Source organism: Mesoflavibacter zeaxanthinifaciens DSM 18436 (assembly GCF_000422365.1).
GTDB lineage: Bacteria > Bacteroidota > Bacteroidia > Flavobacteriales > Flavobacteriaceae > Mesoflavibacter > Mesoflavibacter zeaxanthinifaciens.
The window spans coordinates 16,731-35,262 of record NZ_AULQ01000010.1; the positions used below are offsets into that span (position 1 = coordinate 16,731).

The 18,532-nt window shown below is 30.9% G+C and carries 17 protein-coding genes; 11 read left to right on the forward strand and 6 right to left on the reverse strand.

The features are described from left to right. Positions 1–77: 77 nt before the first annotated feature. From H574_RS0110180 to murI, 8 genes are all read left to right on the forward strand, one after another. Positions 78–737 carry a CBS domain-containing protein gene (locus tag H574_RS0110180; RefSeq protein WP_027880479.1) on the forward strand — a complete coding sequence of 220 codons (660 nt, stop codon included), beginning with the start codon at positions 78–80 and terminating at the stop codon, positions 735–737. Between the two features lies 1 nt (position 738). Then, positions 739–1,608 carry an NAD kinase gene (locus H574_RS0110185; protein WP_027880480.1) on the forward strand — a complete coding sequence of 290 codons (870 nt, stop codon included), beginning with the start codon at positions 739–741 and terminating at the stop codon, positions 1,606–1,608. A gap of 98 nt (positions 1,609–1,706) precedes the next feature. Continuing rightward, positions 1,707–2,396: a type IX secretion system protein PorG gene (gene porG, locus H574_RS0110190; protein WP_027880481.1), complete on the forward strand. Its 690-nt coding sequence runs from the start codon at positions 1,707–1,709 to the stop codon at positions 2,394–2,396. Between the two features lie 54 nt (positions 2,397–2,450). Then, complete coding sequence (locus H574_RS0110195) at positions 2,451–3,134, forward strand: isoprenyl transferase (protein WP_051169874.1); 684 nt, start codon at positions 2,451–2,453, stop codon at positions 3,132–3,134. Continuing rightward, a complete protein-coding gene (locus H574_RS0110200; RefSeq protein ID WP_027880483.1) occupies positions 3,106–5,721 on the forward strand; it encodes a BamA/OMP85 family outer membrane protein in 2,616 nt (871 codons plus the stop codon). Before H574_RS0110195 ends, H574_RS0110200 begins: the two co-directional genes overlap by 29 nt. 213 nt (positions 5,722–5,934) lie before the next feature. Then, a complete protein-coding gene (locus tag H574_RS14155) occupies positions 5,935–6,777 on the forward strand; it encodes an OmpH/Skp family outer membrane protein (protein ID WP_036227547.1) in 843 nt (280 codons plus the stop codon). A 78-nt stretch (positions 6,778–6,855) separates the two neighbouring features. Then, positions 6,856–7,365, forward strand: coding sequence for an OmpH/Skp family outer membrane protein (locus H574_RS0110210; RefSeq protein ID WP_027880484.1), 510 nt, complete (start codon positions 6,856–6,858; stop codon positions 7,363–7,365). 69 nt (positions 7,366–7,434) lie between these two features. Further along, positions 7,435–8,214, forward strand: coding sequence for a glutamate racemase (gene murI / locus H574_RS0110215; protein ID WP_027880485.1), 780 nt, complete (start codon positions 7,435–7,437; stop codon positions 8,212–8,214). Between the two features lie 54 nt (positions 8,215–8,268). Here the strand turns inward: murI and rpsU are convergent, their stop codons facing one another. The 4 genes from rpsU to H574_RS0110235 all read right to left on the reverse strand — a co-directional run bounded on the left by rpsU (position 8,269) and on the right by H574_RS0110235 (position 12,979). After that, complete coding sequence (gene rpsU, locus H574_RS0110220) at positions 8,269–8,463, reverse strand: 30S ribosomal protein S21 (protein WP_027880486.1); 195 nt, start codon at positions 8,461–8,463, stop codon at positions 8,269–8,271. Positions 8,464–8,540: 77 nt separating this feature from the next. Continuing rightward, entirely contained in the window at positions 8,541–9,404 is an 864-nt protein-coding gene (locus tag H574_RS0110225; protein WP_027880487.1) for a sigma-70 family RNA polymerase sigma factor, read from the reverse strand. Positions 9,405–9,507: 103 nt separating this feature from the next. Beyond that, complete coding sequence (locus H574_RS0110230; RefSeq protein WP_027880488.1) at positions 9,508–12,180, reverse strand: AsmA family protein; 2,673 nt, start codon at positions 12,178–12,180, stop codon at positions 9,508–9,510. Positions 12,181–12,274: 94 nt separating this feature from the next. Beyond that, complete coding sequence (locus tag H574_RS0110235) at positions 12,275–12,979, reverse strand: queuosine precursor transporter (protein ID WP_027880489.1); 705 nt, start codon at positions 12,977–12,979, stop codon at positions 12,275–12,277. A gap of 71 nt (positions 12,980–13,050) precedes the next feature. Between H574_RS0110235 and folK the strand changes: the two genes are divergently transcribed. Both folK and H574_RS0110245 read left to right on the forward strand, forming a co-directional pair. Then, positions 13,051–14,202, forward strand: a complete 1,152-nt coding sequence (gene folK, locus H574_RS0110240) for a 2-amino-4-hydroxy-6-hydroxymethyldihydropteridine diphosphokinase (protein WP_027880490.1) — start codon at positions 13,051–13,053, stop codon at positions 14,200–14,202. Beyond that, positions 14,174–14,653 (forward strand): GyrI-like domain-containing protein, encoded by a 480-nt coding sequence (locus H574_RS0110245; RefSeq protein WP_027880491.1) that lies wholly within the window; start codon positions 14,174–14,176, stop codon positions 14,651–14,653. Before folK ends, H574_RS0110245 begins: the two co-directional genes overlap by 29 nt. Positions 14,654–14,674: 21 nt before the next feature. Here the strand turns inward: H574_RS0110245 and H574_RS0110250 are convergent, their stop codons facing one another. Next, a complete protein-coding gene (locus H574_RS0110250; RefSeq protein ID WP_027880492.1) occupies positions 14,675–15,220 on the reverse strand; it encodes an RNA methyltransferase in 546 nt (181 codons plus the stop codon). A gap of 69 nt (positions 15,221–15,289) precedes the next feature. After that, positions 15,290–15,754: a DUF1573 domain-containing protein gene (locus H574_RS0110255; protein WP_027880493.1), complete on the reverse strand. Its 465-nt coding sequence runs from the start codon at positions 15,752–15,754 to the stop codon at positions 15,290–15,292. Positions 15,755–15,937: 183 nt separating this feature from the next. Between H574_RS0110255 and mutS the strand changes: the two genes are divergently transcribed. Beyond that, complete coding sequence (gene mutS / locus H574_RS0110260; RefSeq protein ID WP_036227558.1) at positions 15,938–18,511, forward strand: DNA mismatch repair protein MutS; 2,574 nt, start codon at positions 15,938–15,940, stop codon at positions 18,509–18,511. The last annotated feature ends 21 nt before the right edge of the window (positions 18,512–18,532 follow it).

Sequence of the window (18,532 nt, forward strand, 5' to 3'; positions counted from 1 at the left end):
TAACACAAAAATACGAACTCTTAAAGGCTTTTTGTGCTAAAATTTAATTAATTTGCATAAACAAAAAGTTAAACTAAATGAATCTTTCAGAATACATTTTAAATGATATTAAACCTTTATCAAGTACTGATAAAATAAGCGATTTACAATTGCTGTTTAATCAGTTAACCTTCTCGCATATACCAATTAAGGATCAAAATGATGTGTATATAGGTTGTGTTTCTGAAAATGATGCACATTGTTTTAAAGGCTCTGAAGTGATAAGCGATATAGCGTATTCTGTAGAAGGTTTTTTTGTAAGAGAAGAAACTAACTGGTTAGATGTTTTAGAGGCTTTTGCTCAAAATCATACTAACATAATGCCCGTTTTAAATAGGAATAATAAATACTTAGGGTATTATGAACTTAATGATGTAATTGGGTTGTTTAATGAAACTCCATTTTTCTCGGCAAATGGAGGGATTTTAATTGTAGAAAAAGGTATTCAGGATTATTCGTTTAGTGAAATTAGTCAAATTGTAGAGAGTAATAACGGAAGGTTATTAGGTGCTTTTGTCTCTAAACATGAAAATGATTTAGCGCAAATTACTTTAAAAATAGGTAATACAGGCTTAAACGATATTATGCAAAGTTTTAGGAGGTATAGCTATAATATAGTTTCAGGTCATGAAGAAGATACCTATTTAGAAGGCTTGAAAGAACGATCTGATTATTTAAAAAAATATCTAGATATTTAAGATGAAGGTTGCTATTTACAGTCAATTTCAAAAGAAAAAACCTTTAGCATCTTTAGAAGTATTACTAGAGGTTTTAGAGAAAGAGAATTTTGATGTTTTTATTGAAGAAACCTTTTTTAAAAACATTTCATCCAAAATAAAAAAGACATTAAACACTTTTTCTAGTTTAGATAGTTCTTACGATTTTTTAATAAGCATTGGTGGTGACGGTACAATTTTACGAGCTGTTACTTTGGTAAGAGATTTAGATATACCAATGGTTGGAATTAATACTGGTAGATTAGGCTTTTTAGCAACTATTCAACATGACGAAATTGAAGACGCTATTAAATCTATAATAGAAAAAGATTATAAAATTTCTGAACGTACCTTGTTAAGTATTTCAGTTTCTGAACCTAATAAAGAAATTGAATCTTGTAATTTCGCTTTAAACGAAATAGCTGTTAGTCGTAAAAACACCACATCTATGATTACGGTTGAAACCGAATTAGATGGTGAATATTTAACCTCTTATTGGAGTGATGGATTAATTATATCTACACCAACAGGATCAACAGGATATTCTTTAAGTTGTGGCGGACCAGTAATTACGCCTAAAGCAGCAAGCTTTGTGCTAACGCCAATTGCACCACATAATTTAAGCGCAAGACCTTTAGTAATAGAAGACTCTATTACAATTAAACTTAAAGTAGATGGTAGAGAGAAGCAACATCTAGTATCTTTAGACTCTCGTATAGCAACACTTTCAAATAAAACAGAAATTACCATAAAAAAAGCTCCATTTTCAATTAAAATGATAGCGCTTCATAACGAAACCTTCTTAGATACCTTACGTAAAAAATTACTTTGGGGAGAAGATAAGCGTAATTAAACAATAAAATTTGCCTAAATCTGTTTAAATGAGTAACTATTTCAATAGAATTGTTATAGGCTAATCTTATTTATTATATTTGCAAACTTTGAAGATTTATGAGGCAATTAACAGTAATCATAATAACACTATTTAGTATACAGTTTAGCACTGCTCAAATACACGAATTTGGCTTGTATTTAGGAGGTTCTAATTTTATAGGCGATGTTGGAGCAACAGATTATATTGCGCCCAAAAACCTAACTATAGGTGGTATTTATAAATGGAATAGAAGTCCAAGACATTCGTACAGAATTTCATTACTGTTTAGCGAGCTAGAAGGAATTGATAAAAACTCTGATGACCCAAGTCGTCAAATAAGAGGATTAGAATTTAATAGTCAAATAATAGAATTATCTGCCGGAATGGAGTTTACCTTTTTAGATTTTAATCTTCACAAAGGAGGTTTTGTTTCAACACCATATTTATATACAGGTGTTACAGTAACAAAACACGATAACTTCTTCTTAGCAAATTCAGGACAATTAGAACCAGAAGGAACCGAGAGTTTTGCTTACGGTATACCAATGGTAGTTGGTTATAAAGCAGCAATTGCACAGCATTTTGTGCTTGCTTTTGAAATTGGTGCACGTTATACATTTTCAGATGAAATTGATGGAAGTGTACCAGATGCAGAAGAACTTCAAAGTAGAAGCTTTGGTAATTTAAATAATAATGATTGGTATACCTTTACAGGTGTAACACTAACCTATACATTTGGTAAAAACCCTTGTTATTGCGCATTTTAAGTGAGTATTGATAAAATAAATAAAGACTATTTACCCAAACATCTAGCTATTATAATGGATGGAAATGGGCGTTGGGCAAAACAAAAAGGCATGTTACGTGCTATTGGTCATGAAAACGGAACAAAAGCAGTTAGAACAACAGTTGAGTCTTGTGCAAAATTAGGTGTAGAAAACTTAACACTTTATGCGTTTTCTACAGAAAACTGGAACAGACCAAAATTAGAAGTAGATACACTAATGAAGCTTTTAGTGTCTTCACTAAAAAAAGAAATTAACACACTTTTAGATAATAATATTAAACTAAACGCTATTGGTAATTTGTCATTATTACCAAAAAAAGTGTATAAAGAATTACAAGAAGTTATTAATTTAACTAGCAAAAACACGCATATGAATCTTACTTTAGCACTTAGTTATGGGTCTAGAGAAGAGTTAGTTACAGCTGTTAAAGAAATCAGTAATAAAGTTAAAAATAATATAATTTCTGAAGAAAGTATTGACCAGTCAGTTATAAATAAGCATCTTTACACGCACAATTTACCAGATGTAGACTTGCTTATACGAACTAGCGGAGAGCAACGTATAAGTAACTTTTTGTTATGGCAAATAGCCTATGCAGAGTTGTATTTTACTCCAGTACTTTGGCCAGACTTTACAGAGCAACACTTAAGTGAAGCTATTATAGAATATCAAAAAAGAGAACGACGATTTGGGAAAACAAGTGAACAAATTAGCTAAACAATTACCATTGAAAACAGCATTACAATACGTTTTAATTACCTTCATATTTGCCATTTCAGCATTAGGTAACGCGCAAGAATTAGACTACGAAGGCGGAGAAAAATATAACCTTGCCGGTATATCAGTAAAAGGAAACACAACCTTTAGTGAACAAACCATAATAACCTACTCGGGATTAAGAAAAGATACCGAAATACAAATACCAGGTGAACAAATAAGTAATGCTATAAAAAAGCTTTGGAGTTCTAATTTATTTAGTGATATAGAAGTTTACTTAGTCAAAACAGAAGGTAAAGATGCCTTTTTAGAAATAAGATTATCAGATCTTCCAGAATTAAATGAAATTAACATCACAGGTGTTAAAAAGAATAAGAAAGAAACTATAATCAAAGAAAATAAGTTACTTAAAGGTACAAAGGTTACAGAAAACCTAGTAACAACGACAAGAAACTACCTTGAAAATAAGTATAGAAAAGATGGTTTTTTAAATGCAGATGTAAAAGTAAATACTACAGAAGTTGTTAGTGACTCTACATTTAAGCCACAAGTAAATATGTTTGTTGCTGTAGATAAAGGAGAAAAAGTTAAAGTTAAAAAAATCAACTTTGAAGGTAACGAAGTCTTATCGGACAAAAAGCTAAGAAAAGCAATGAAAAATACGAAACAGAAAAATCCAATTCGTATTTTTAAACGATCAAAGTTTATTGAAGCAGACTACAAAGAAGATTTATCTTCGATTGTAGACAAATATAAAGAGATAGGTTATAGAGATGCACGTATTATTTCTGACACTTTAACATACAATGGAGAAGAAACTGTGTCTTTAGACATAAAAGTAGAAGAAGGAGAAAAGTATACTTTTGGAGACATTACATTTATAGGTAATACAGTATATTCTGATGAGTTCTTAAAAAGAAAGCTAAGAATTGAAAAAGGAGACACATATAATGGTATAGAACTACAAAAAAGAATAGCAGATGCATCTAGTCCAGATGCAGATGACCTTACAAACTTATATCAAAATAATGGATACTTATTCTCAACAATAAACCCAGTAGAGGTTAATGCAGATGGTAACGTTATCGATATGGAAATTAGAATAAGCGAAGGTAAACCTGCTTATTTTAATAAAGTAACAGTGGTTGGTAACAACAAAACAAATGACCATGTTATTTATAGAGAAATAAGAACACGTCCAGGAGAATTATACAGTAAAGAAAATGTAGTAAGAACAATACGAGAGTTAAGTCAACTAGGTTTCTTCGATGCAGAACAATTAACACCAAATTTTAAAAATGTAAATCCAGATGAAGGAACTGTAGATATGGAATACTCTGTAGTAGAATCTGGATCTAGCCAAATAGAATTGCAAGGTGGTTACGGTGGCGGAGGATTTATTGGGACCTTAGGTTTATCTTTCAATAACTTTTCTTTAAAAGATATATTCAAAAAAGATGCTTATACGCCAATTCCAATGGGTGATGGACAAAGATTAGCTTTAAGATTACAAGCTAGTAGATTTTTTCAAACCTATAGTTTTCAATTTTCAGAACCTTGGTTAGGAGGTAAAAAACCAGTGCAATTCTCTACCTCTATATCACAAACAAAACAGTTTTTATATAATCCTTTAACACAAAACGCAGATAAGGATAGACGTTTTAATATAACAGGTATTACTTTCGGTTTAGCTAAACGTTTATCTGTCCCAGATGACTATTTTACCTTATCTCAAGCAGTAAGTTTTCAGCATTATAACTTAAAAAATTATAACACAGGATTATTTACATTTGGTGATGGTTACTCAAACAACTTATCTTATACGATAGGTTTAACAAGAAACAACACTTTTAATGATCCTATTTTCCCAATGGGAGGATCTAACTTCTCTATTACAGCAAAAATGTCATTACCGTACTCTGTGTTTAATAATGTAGATTATGAAGCATTAAAGCAAGAAAGAGAAGACAATATAGCTATCATTAACGACTCTAATAGCACAGTAAGCGAGTCTAACGCAGCATCAAGTAGAGTTAGCGAAATTGATCAAGAACGTTTTAAGTGGTTAGAGTTTTACAAGGTTAAGTTTAAAGGAGATTGGTACACTAGATTAGTAGATAAGTTAGTATTACGTCCAAGTGTAGAATTTGGTTTCTTAGGAGCTTATAATCAAGATAGAGGAATTATACCTTTTGAACGTTTCTTTGTTGGTGGTGATGGTTTAGGAAATTATAGCTTAGACGGAAGGGAAGCAATAGCCTTAAGAGGTTACCAAAACCAATCCTTATCAACTCAAGATGGAGGAACAATTTATAATAAGTTTTCTTTAGAATTACGTTATCCAATAACCTTAAAACAATCTGCAAAAATCTATGCTTTAACATTCTTAGAAGCAGGTAATTCTTATAATGATTTTAGGAGCTATGATCCTTTTGAGTTAAAAAGATCTGCAGGATTTGGTGTAAGAATTTTTATGCCAGCATTTGGATTATTAGGTATAGACTTTGGACATGGATTTGATCCACAACCAGGCGAAACTTCTAAACACGGTTGGGAAACTCACTTTATCATAGGACAACAGTTTTAAAAAAAAAACAATGCTAAAACCCAATAAAATAGGTTAATAAGCTTGATAGTTTACTAATTTTTTTATTTTTGGCACGATATTTTCTAATAACAAGTTGAGGATTTAATTAAAGAATTAAAATTTTTATAATTAAAATTCGTTATTTTGAAAATAGCAGCTTAAACACAAATAATTTGGCGGCTAAGTTTAAATTAAAAACTAAATAAATCCAACATGAAATTTAAAGTTCTTTTAGTATTGTTCATATTAAGTGTGTCCTTTCAAGCAAATGCACAACGTGGCGTAAGAATAGGTTATATAGATACTGAATATATTTTAGAAAATGTTCCAGAATATACCGAAGCTACTAAGCAATTAGAGTCTAAAGTACAAAAATGGAAAACTGAAATTGAAGGTCGATTAAATACTGTAAAGCAAAAACGCGAGGCACTTAATAACGAAAAAGCATTATTAACAAAAGAGTTAATAGAAGAGCGTGAAGAAGATATTTTATTTGAAGAAAAAGAAATATTAGATTATCAACAAAAACGCTTTGGTCCTAATGGTGATTTGATGATTCAAAAAAAGCAGTTAATGCAACCAGTACAAGACCAAATTTTTCAAGCAGTACAAGACATAGCAGCAAATAAAAAATACGATTTTGTTTTTGATAAATCTGCAGATGTTGTTATGCTATATTCAGCAGAACGTTTTGATATTAGCGACTTAGTAATAAGAACAATTACAAGAGCATCAAAACGTAAACAAGCAACAAACAGAAAAGAGCGTAAAGAAGCAAAAGAAGAAGAAGTTGTAGAAGAGATTAATGACTCTCAAGAAGCTAGACAAAAAGCGTTAGACGAAAAAAGAGCAGCAAGAGAAGCTGCTGCAGAAAAACGCAGACAAGAAATATTAGAAGCAAGAGAAGCTAAGAAAAAAGCAGCACAAGAGAAGAGACAAAAGCTTATAGAAGAACGTGCAAAAGCAAGAGAAGAAAAATTAAAAGCTAGACAAGAAACTAAAGACGAAGAAAACCCATCTTTTGATGGAGACGAAAATAATAAAGAAGATAAATAATCTAAAAAAAAAAAGAGTTTAGTTAACAACAAACTCTCATATAAACACTAATAATTTATAACACAAATACTATTAAAAATGAAACAAATTAAATCACTTTTATTCGCTGCAGCATTATTTATAGGAGCAACAAGTTTTACTAATGCTCAATCAAAAGTAGCGCATATTAATGTTGGAGAGCTTGTAACTTCAATGCCAGAGATGAAAACTGCACAAGCAGAAATGGAACAAATGGGTAAAACGTTTGAAACTGACATTCAAGAAATGATGAATGAGTATAAAACAAAAGCTCAACAATACGAAGCAGAAGCTGCAACAAAAACTAATGAAGATAACCAAAAAAGAGGTGAAGAGTTAGCAGGTATGCAACAGAATATTAGACAATTTCAAGCTAATGCACAACAACAATTACAACAAAAAGAATTAGATCTTTTAGAGCCAATTACAAAAAAGGCTAAAGCAGCTATTTTAAAAGTAGCAAAAGCACAAGGTTTTGATTATGTATTAGATTCTTCTCAAGGTTCAGGAGTAATCATGGCAGAAGGTAAAAACTTATTACAAGACGTTCAAAAAGAATTAGGATTTTAATTAAAATCTCTTTTAAAATACAATAAAGCTGTCTAAATTTAGACAGCTTTTTTTATACTATAATTTTTTATGAGTAAACAGCCTATTGGTATTTTTGATTCTGGAGTTGGTGGTACTTCTATTTGGAAAGAAATACACGCTTTATTACCTTACGAAAACACTATTTACCTTGCAGATAGTGCAAATGCACCTTATGGGCCTAAAGGAAAAGATGCTATTATAGCATTATCAGAAAAAAACACCGAGTATTTATTAAATCAAAATTCCAAAATAATTGTTGTAGCATGTAATACAGCAACAACAAATGCCATTAAACATTTAAGAAAAAAATATGATGTGCCTTTTATAGGTATAGAGCCAGCAATTAAACCTGCAGCATTGCAAACGCAAACAAAAGCTATTGGTATTTTAGCAACAAAAGGCACTTTAAGTAGTGAGCTTTTTTTTAACACCTCACAATTGTATTCTAATGGAATAGAAGTAATAGAACAAGAAGGAGAAGGTATTGTGCAATTAATTGAAAGCGGGAATATTAATTCGGAAGAGATGAAAGCGCTTTTAAAAATTTATTTAAAGCCAATGCTAAATGCTAATATCGATTATTTGGTGTTAGGTTGTACACATTATCCATATTTAATACCACAACTTTTAAAAATGCTTCCTAAGCATATAAAAATAATAGACTCTGGTGAAGCTGTTGCTAGACAGACAAAAGCTATTTTAAAACAGTTAAACTTGCTTAATATAGCGGATGTTAAACCAGATTTAAAATTTTATATCAATTCTAATCCAAAAGTGATGTCTCAACTTTTAAATAATAACTTTGAGGTAAATCAAAAAGATTTTTAGTCATAAAAAAAAGCCAAGTGTTACACTTGGCTTTTTTATTATATATGTTCAGTTCTATACTTCTTCAGCATCTCTTAAGCTTTGAATGTAAGCTGCTTTTTGAACTTGTTTTCTTCTTGTTACAGAAGGTTTTGTAAAGTATTGCTTGTCTCTTAAGTTTTGCATTACTTTAATATTTCTGTGTTTACGCTTGTAACGTTTTAAGGCGCGTTCTATGTTTTCGCCTTCTTTAATTTCTATTCTTAACATATCAGTATTTTAAATCTTTTGCGAATATCCCTCAAATATTAGGATTATTCAAATTATTAATGTTTTATTTTAGTTTTTTAACCTAAATAGGTCTTTAAAATCTTACTTTTTGATGTTTGACGTAACCGTCTTATACCTTTTTCTCTAATTTGCCTAACGCGTTCTCTTGTAAGATCAAAGGTTCTTCCAATCTCATCTAATGTCATTGCTGGTTGATTACCTAAACCGAAATTTAATCTAATTACATCACTTTCTCTTGGTGTTAAAGTTTCTAATGCACGTTCAATTTCAATATTTAAAGATTCATGCATTAGTTGATTATCAGGGTTTGGAGATTCTCCAGATTTTACTAAATCATAAAGGCTATAATCTTCGCCTTCTTTTAGCGGTGCATCCATAGATACGTGTCTGCTAGAGATACGCATAGATTGTTTTACATCACTTATGGTTAAGTCTAACTCTTTAGCAATTTCTGCTGCACTTGGCGGTCTTTGATTAGCTTGCTCTAAATGAGATGTTACTTTTCTTATTTTATTAATACTTCCAATTTTGTTAAGTGGTAACCTAACAATTCTTGATTGTTCTGCTAAAGCAGAAAGAATAGCTTGTCTAATCCACCAAACAGCATAAGAAATAAATTTAAAACCTCTAGTTTCGTCAAAACGTTTAGCTGCTTTTACTAAACCTGCATTTCCTTCGTTAATTAGATCTGGAAGTTTTAAGCCTTGATTTTGATATTGTTTGGCAACAGAAACAACAAAACGTAAGTTAGCAGTGGTTAATTTGTCTAAAGATTTTTGACATCCTTCTCTAATTTTCTTGGCTAATTCTACTTCTTCTTCAGCAGTAACCATAGGAAGTTTACTTATGTCTTGTAGGTATTTGTCAAGTGATTTAGATTCGCGATTGGTAACTTGTTTCGTAATTTTTAATTGTCGCATTCAATGTAGTTTAATGTTTAACATTTTCAATCTAACAGAATATTCGACAATTCCTAATATTTAACAGTTTTTTAGGTGTTTTGTTGCGAAGTTTTTAAAAGAATTAATCAGATTTCTTCTTTTTTCCAAAAAGTCCTCCTAACACGTCTTTTACATTATTTTTAGTTTTTGTAGAATCTGTTTTTGTCGAGTCTTTTGGTTTGTTTCCGCCTAGAAGTCCGCCAATAACATCTTTTACAGGATTGTTAGTAGTGGTTGATGTACTGTCACTACTTTGATTGTTGTTGTTTAAAATGTTACCAATAGCATCATTAAGCTTGCCTTTACCTTGGTTTATTAATTTTTGTTTTTGAATTTCGACTAACTGCTGTGTTAATGTTTTTACACCGCTAGTTAAGTCTGTAGACACTTGCGGTTTTGTTGTGTTACCAGAAACAGATGCGGTTACAGGTATTGTAATATTGTTTACTGCAGGATCGTTAATTTTATTTATTAGTGCGTTTACATCGCTTCCTAAATACTTTGCAGGTACATCAATAACTACTTGATAGTTCATTGTGTTGCTAAAAGAATGCGATCCGCCAATTGTCATTTTTATGTCCTTATATTTTATATCAAACGGTTGTACATTGACTTGACCATTATTAAAAGATAATTTTGCGGTAAGGTCTTTTAAATTAAGCTTACTAAAGTCTAAAAAGCTTAATTTGTTTTCTAAAGCTGTAAATAGCTGTTCGTTTTTAGGCTTAAATTCTCCAGTTAATAATTCCGCGAAAGCGTCACCCGAAATTGTATTTAAAATAGGTGTAAAATCTTGACCTAATGTACCAGAAATATCAATAGAGCTGTTAAGTTTTCCTTCTAAAGCTTTAGCGATAGGCGCTAACGCTTGTAACATATCCAAGCCATTAAATGATTCTGAAATATTAAAGTTAGAAGCACCAAGTTGCATCTTAAATGTAGACTGCTCTTTTGTGGTGTCCACTAAACCGTTTAAGCTTAAATTACCATCAAAAATACTTGAAGTCATATTGTTTAACTGCGCTTTACCATCAGCTATATTTAAGCTTCCTTTTACGTTTTTTAGAGTAAGATTGTCATAAACTACAGTAGTTGCATTTGCTGTTACATTACAATCTAAAAATTCTGGGATTTTTAATGCAGTATCTGGTTCTGTACTTTGATTTACAGGTGCTTCGCTACCGCCTTCTATCATAAAGTCGCTAACTACAAATTTGTTTGAGTTGACATTAAAATCTCCTTTTAGCTTTTTATCACTTAATAAAAAGCTAAGTAAATTATTTATGGTACCTGTTGCGTTTAAATCAGACTGTCCTGTTGTTGCATTAAATTTATCTAGTTTTATGGTGCCAGGATTAAAATTAACTTCTGCGTTGCTTATATTAATTGGATTTACAATATCTGCTGAAGAAAACTCAAATCCACTAACGCTAACCATACCGTTGTTTTTAATGCGTTCGTATGCATTAGTTTCGATAGCATTCATATCAAAACTGGTATTTAATTTAGCTTTTAAAATACCTTTTAATTCATTCTCAAGTTCAATTGGGTACGCTTTTGTAATATTAGCTAAATTTAAAACACCATCAATATTAGCGTTTACTAACATGTTAGTCGTTAGATTTTTTATAGTAGCCGAACTCTTAAAAACATCTTGGTCTATTTTAAAATTAAGCGCATTTAAGTTAACGTAAGTATCGTCTACTAAACCAGTTTCATTTTTTATTTGTGCGTTAATATTAATGTTTTCTACTCGTTTTGGTAGATCTGCAAATTTAAAAGATGCATTATCAGATAGAATATTAATATCTAAAGTAGGTATGGTTTCTTCAGTTACTTTTCCTTTAATAACTCCGTTTACTTTAAAGTTTCCTGTAGTATTAACGTTGTCTAAGTTTTTAGCATAGGTCTTTGGGATAACTGCTAAAAACTCTTTAAATGAAGAGCCAGGATTTTCAAAAGAAATATCAATCTCTTGTCCTTCTTCAAGTTGCTTTACGTAACCTTTAAATTGTAAAGGTAAATCATTTACAAAACCTTCGTTGTCTTTAAATGTATAGGTTTGATTAGGTATATCTAAATCTATTAAAGCATCAAGTTTGATTAGATTATTGCTTAAATATTCTGTGCTATCAAGGCTGAAAGTTACGTTGGCTTCGGTTTTTGTGTCTAATTCGGAAGTGTCTCCAGAAAAGGTTCCGTTACCTGTATGATTAATGTTGGTAACTTTTATTAGTGTATTAGCGCTTTCATCTATATAATTAAAAGCACTATTATTTATGCTGTAATTTTCAATATCAAAAGCAAAACCATCATTATTTGAAGTGTCAGGTGATGTATTGTTGGTGTTTTCTTTTGCAATGTCCCAATTTACTTGTCCATCTTTGTTTGTTTTTAAATTAATTAAGGCGTCATCAACATTTATGCTGTTTACTATAATTGGATCTTCGCTAGCGGTTTTAAAAAGTTCTTTAACAGACATATCTAAGGATAGCTGTTTTACTCTAGCTAAAGTATCATTTTTAAAAGGCTCAAAATTGGTGATAACTAAGTTGTCTAAAGTCACATTAGCTTGTGGGAAGCTTCTAATAAAACTTAAGTCTACATCATTAAATTCAACTTTTGCATTTACATTGTTGTTAATGAAATTTTTAACCATATCCTTTATTTGACTTTGAAAAATAAACGGACTAGCTATTAAAAGTAGAAGTAGAATTAAAAATGAAATTCCGATAATTTTAAGCTTTTTCTTCATGAGAACTTTTTAAGTTGAATTTTCATACGAATTTACGTATTAAAATAGGTAAAAAGATCTTGATAAGCTTAGATTTAATATAAGTTTAGCATTTTTAAAGTAGATTTATCTCTTCGTTAACTTTAAGCTTAAAACGCTTTCTAAAAAGATATACACCTAAGTACAAAAATGGTGTGTCGATGATGGCTATAAAAACCTTAAATAAAAAACCGCTAATCAATAATCCAGCAAATTTATCCCAACCAATTTCACCAAAAGAACACAGTAAAAATAAAACTGAAAAGGTGTCTACAAACTGAGATAAAAAAGTAGAGCAATTATTACGCAGCCAAAGCATTTTTCCATTGGTTAATCGTTTCCAAAAGTGATAAATCTGAATATCTACAAGTTGCGCTAATAAATAGGCCATCATACTGGCAAATACAGCAATAATAGTGTTGCCAAATACTGTGGTAAAAAGAGAATTGTTAACAGGCGACCAACTTGTAGCAGGAACAAGATTGGCGGTGTAAACTATTAATAAAGAAAAAATTGAAGCAAAAATACCAGCAATTACAATTTGGTTTGCACGTTTTTTACCATAAATTTCACTAATTAAATCGGTGATTAAAAAGGTAATTGGGTAAGGAAGAATACCAACAGAAATCTCAAATAACTTAGCGCCAAAAATTTCAATATCAAAAGGATGCCAATAAAAAAACTTCTGAAAAATTAGGTTAGAAACCACCAAAGAGGTTATAAATAAGGCACCTAAAAACAGGTAGATTTTTTGAGCAGCTAGTTTGTCTTTTAAGGTCATAAAAACTTATTAACAGTTTGTGTAAAGATAAGGACTAAGTGAATTTCTTTTAGTTATTTTGTCAAAGATTTATGAAGGATTCTAAAACCATATACATAGCATTAGGTAGTAATAAAGGCGATAAGTTTAAAAATTTACAACTTGCGGTAGATGCTATTTTTGAAAAAATTGGCACAATAATTAGTATTTCAAAAGTCTATCAAAGTCAAGCAATGGGCTTTGAAGGCGATGATTTTTTAAATACATGCATAGTTGTAAATACAAAACTAACACCTAAAAAAGTACTTAAAACGCTTCAAGACATTGAAGTGAAATTAGGTCGAACACCTAAAAAAAGTGAAAGTTACGAGTCTAGAGAAATCGATCTAGATATAATCTTTTTTGAAGATGAAATTTTAGATGAAAGTAACTTGGTAATTCCTCACCCAGAAGCTCATAAACGTAAATTTGTTTTAGAACCCTTAAAACTAATTGCAGCTAAAACAGAACATCCAGTTTTAGAAAAAACAGTTGAGCAACTTTATGAAGCTTGCGAAGATCAAACCGTTTTAGAACCTTATAATATCTGGCTAAAAAACCCAATTAAGCAGTATAAATTATCTAAAAACAACTACATAGCTATTGAAGGTAATATTGGCGCAGGTAAAACAAGTTTGTCAACACAAATTGCATCAGATTTTAATGCAAAATTAATTTTAGAGCGTTTTGCAGACAATCCGTTTTTACCAAAGTTTTATAAAGAGCCAAATCGCTACGCGTTTACTTTAGAGATGTCTTTTTTGGCAGATCGCTACCAGCAAATTAGTGATGATTTAAGTCAACTAGATTTGTTTAAAGATTTTATTGTTAGCGATTACGACGTGTTTAAATCTTTAATTTTTTCAAAAATTACGCTACAACCAGACGAGTTTAAATTATACCGAAAGTTATTTTATTTGATGTATAAAGATATTGCAAAGCCTGATTTGTATGTGTATTTATATCAAAATACTGAGCGTTTACAGGCTAATATAAAAAAAAGAGGTAGAAAATACGAAAGCGAAATAGCAGACGATTATTTAGAAAAAATTAATGCAGGTTATTTAGATTTCTTAAAAAGTCAGTCAGATTTTAATGTGAAAATTATTGATATTTCTGATAAAGATTTTGTGAAAAATAGAGCAGACTATTTATGGCTTTTAAACGAAATAAATAATGGAGTACAAGATAGTCAAGACCGATAAAATTTTAATTGTAGGTTTAAGTGCAACTGCCAATTTTTTAAATACTAATCAAATAACTGGTCAGTTAGCAAGACAATTTATGCCAAGAGTTGAAGAAGTAACACATAGAAAAGACAACTTTAAATTGTCACTTCATAAATACTCAAGTTTTAATATTTCAGAATTTAATCCTAATCAAACGTTTCAAAAATGGATAGGTTTAGAGGTAGATAACTTACAATCTGTGCCAGAACATATGAAAACTTTAACTATAGATCCTGGCAGATATTTAGTAGTAAATTTTGAAGGAACTATAGAAGCGTTTGTAAACTTTTGGCAAGACCTTCATTTTAATTGGCTACCAAATTCAGAATTTGAAATAGATAACAGACCACATTTTGAAAGACTTGGTCCAGATTATAACCCAAATCAAGCTGTAAATAAGGAAGAAATTTGGATTCCCATTAAGTAGAAGTTAGGTTGTCGAAAACCTTTAATTTTCAACATTCAAACCTTTCAACTTACTAAATACATCCCAAACTACAACGCCACAACTTACGCTAATATTTAAAGAGTGTTTAGTGCCATATTGCGGTATTTCAATAACATTATCACTAGTATTAACTACTTTTTGAGAGACACCTTTTACTTCGTTACCAAAAACTAACGCGTATTTAGTATTTACTTCTGGTGTAAACTGGTCTAGCATAACTGCATTTTCGGCTTGTTCTACACTTAAAACTTTGCAATTTTCGGCTTTAAGTTTTTCAACTAATTCAATAGTGTTTTCTACATATTCCCAATCAACAGTTTCTGTACTTCCCAATGCAGTTTTATGTATGTCTTTATGTGGTGGCGTAGCTGTAATTCCGCAGAGATAAATTTTTTCAACTAAAAACGCATCACTTGTTCTAAATACACTACCAATATTATTTAAACTTCTAATATTGTCTAACACAATAATAATAGGTGTTTTTTTAGAGTGTTTAAAATCTTCAACACTTAGTCGGTCTAGTTCGCTGTTTTTTAGTTTTCTCATATTGCAAATATTCAAAAAAAAACTTCCTTTTTTCAAAGGAAGTTTTAATAAAAAGTATTTAAATAAGGTTTAATGTACCTCTTCTTTAGTTTCTGTTTCTTTCGTTTCTTCAACTTTTGGCTTAACAGTTCCTTTAATTCTTAATCTAACAGTAGCCGAGTTAACAGCATTTGTAGTTAATGTAACTGTTTTAGAAAAACCACCAGTTCTGTTTGTTGCGTAACGTACTTTAATAACATCAGATTCTCCTGGCGCAATTGGTGTTCTTGGCCAAGTTGGTACTGTACAACCACAAGATCCTTTGGCGTTTGTGATTACTAATGGAGTGTCACCTGTATTTGTAAATTTAAATTCTCTATTTCCATCTGCACCATTTTCAATTGTACCATAGTCTATTGTTTTAGATTCAAATTCAATTTTTGCGCCTTTAGTATTGGTTGCTGCTTTAACAGTTTCTGTTTTTTCTGCTGTTTGAGCAACACTTAATGTTAATATTCCGATTAAAGCGAAGCTTAACAATATTATTTTTTTCATGATAAATAATTATAGGATTATTAGACAAATTTAGAAAAATAGATATACTTCTTTGGTTAATTAAATAATAATTTAAACATCGTTTTATAGCATCTGGTAAATTGATTAAATTCGCAATCAAACCAAAATCAAAATATATTCCCTTTGGCAGCAAAATCTAAAACCAAAAAAGTAACTCCATTAATGAAGCAGTACAACGCTATAAAAGCGAAATACCCTGATGCTTTATTACTGTTTAGAGTTGGAGATTTTTATGAAACTTTTGGAGAAGATGCTGTTAAAACAGCCGAAATTTTAGGTATCATTTTAACCAAAAGAGGCGCAGGAAGTGATAGTGAAACAGAATTAGCAGGTTTTCCGCATCACTCATTAAACACCTATTTACCTAAGCTGGTAAAGGCTGGAGAACGTGTTGCAATTTGTGACCAGTTAGAAGATCCTAAACAGACAAAAACCATTGTAAAACGAGGTGTAACCGAGTTGGTAACTCCTGGTGTAGCTTTAAATGATGAGGTGCTTCAGTCTAAAACAAACAACTTTTTATGTTCGGTTTATTTTGGAAAATTATCCATAGGGATTTCATTTTTAGACATCTCTACGGGCGAATTTTTAACCGCACAAGGTAATGCAGAATATATAGATAAGTTACTTCAAAATTTTAGTCCGAGTGAAGTCTTGGTTTCTAAACCAAAACGCAACAAATTTACAGAAGTATTTGGAGGTGATTTTCATACCTTTAATCTTGAAGATTGGGTATATCAAACCGATTTTGCTAATGAAACTTTGCTAAAACATTTTGATACAAAATCATTAAAAGGTTTTGGTGTAGAAGATTTAAAAGAAGGTATTATTGCAGCAGGTTCTATCTTACATTATTTAGCCGAAACGCAACATCATAAGCTAGAGCATATTACTTCAATAGCAAGAATTGCCGAAGACGATTATGTCTGGATGGATAAGTTTACGATACGTAATTTAGAGCTTTATAATTCTACCAACAACAACGCTGTAACGCTTTTAAATGTTATCGATAAGACCATATCTGCTATGGGCGGACGTATGCTTAAACGTTGGTTAGCATTACCGTTAAAACATGCAGATAAAATTAAGCAACGTCATGAGGTGGTTTCTTATTTAAAGGACAATGAAACGGTTTTACATAAAATTCAAAATTATATAAAAAACATAGGCGATTTAGAGCGTTTAATTTCTAAAATTGCTACGCAAAAGGTAAGTCCTCGTGAGGTTATTCAACTAAAAAACTCATTAGAAGCAATTGTTCCAATAAAATCATTGGCAACCAATTGTGATAACGAATCTTTAAAGATTATCGGTGATAATTTACAAAGCTGTAATGTGCTTCGCGAAAAGATAAAAGAAACTTTAAACGAAGACGCGCCGGTTAATGTTTTAAAAGGAAATACAATTGCAAACGGATTTTCTTCTGAATTAGATGAACTTAGAGCACTATCTACATCCGGGAAAGATTATTTAGACAAGATGTTAGAGCGAGAGAGTGAACGTACAGGTATTACTTCTCTAAAAATAGCATCTAACAACGTATTTGGTTACTATATTGAAGTAAGAAATACACATAAAGATAAAGTGCCAGAAGAATGGATACGTAAGCAAACCTTAGTAAGTGCAGAGCGTTATATTACTGAAGAATTAAAAGAATACGAAGCTAAAATTTTAGGAGCAGAAGAGCGTATTCTTACAATCGAACAGAAGTTATTTGCAGATTTGGTACAATGGATGAACCAATACATAAAACCAGTACAACAAAATGCTTATTTAATTGGGCAGTTAGACTGTTTGTGCGGTTTTTCACAATTGGCGACACAAAATAATTATGTGTATCCACAATTAGATGATTCTTTTGACTTAGAGATTAAAGATGGTCGTCATCCAGTAATAGAAAAACAACTACCAATTGATGAACCATATATTGCAAATTCAGTATTTTTAGACAGAGAAACACAACAAATTATTATGATTACTGGACCAAATATGTCTGGTAAATCGGCAATATTACGTCAAACTGCCTTAATTGTTTTACTAGCGCAAATAGGAAGTTTTGTGCCAGCAAAAGAAGCTAGAATTGGTGTTGTAGACAAGATTTTTACACGTGTTGGAGCCAGTGATAACATTTCTATGGGAGAATCTACGTTTATGGTAGAAATGAATGAAACAGCGTCTATTCTTAACAATATTTCAAATAGAAGTTTAGTCTTGTTAGACGAAATTGGTCGCGGTACAAGTACTTACGATGGTATTTCAATAGCTTGGGCAATTAGCGAATATTTACATGAACATCCAGCAAAACCTAAAACCCTTTTTGCAACGCATTATCACGAGTTAAATGAAATGTCAGAAACATTTAGCCGTATTAAAAACTTTAATGTTTCGGTTAAAGAGCTTAAAGATAATGTATTATTCTTACGTAAATTAATAGAAGGAGGTAGCGAACATAGTTTTGGGATACATGTTGCAAAGATGGCAGGAATGCCACAACAAGTATTACACAGAGCTAATAAAATATTAAAGAAATTAGAGAAAAGCCATTCTAGCGAAGAGCTAACAGACAAGGTTAAATCTATGCAAGATGAAATGCAATTAAGCTTTTTTAACCTAGACGATCCACTGCTAGAAAATATTAAAGAAGAAATTTTAGAAACAGATATTGATACCTTAACACCAGTGGAAGCACTAATGAAGCTAAATGAGATTAAACGTATGTTGCTGAAAAAGAAGTAAGTAAAAATTATTTTTATTTTT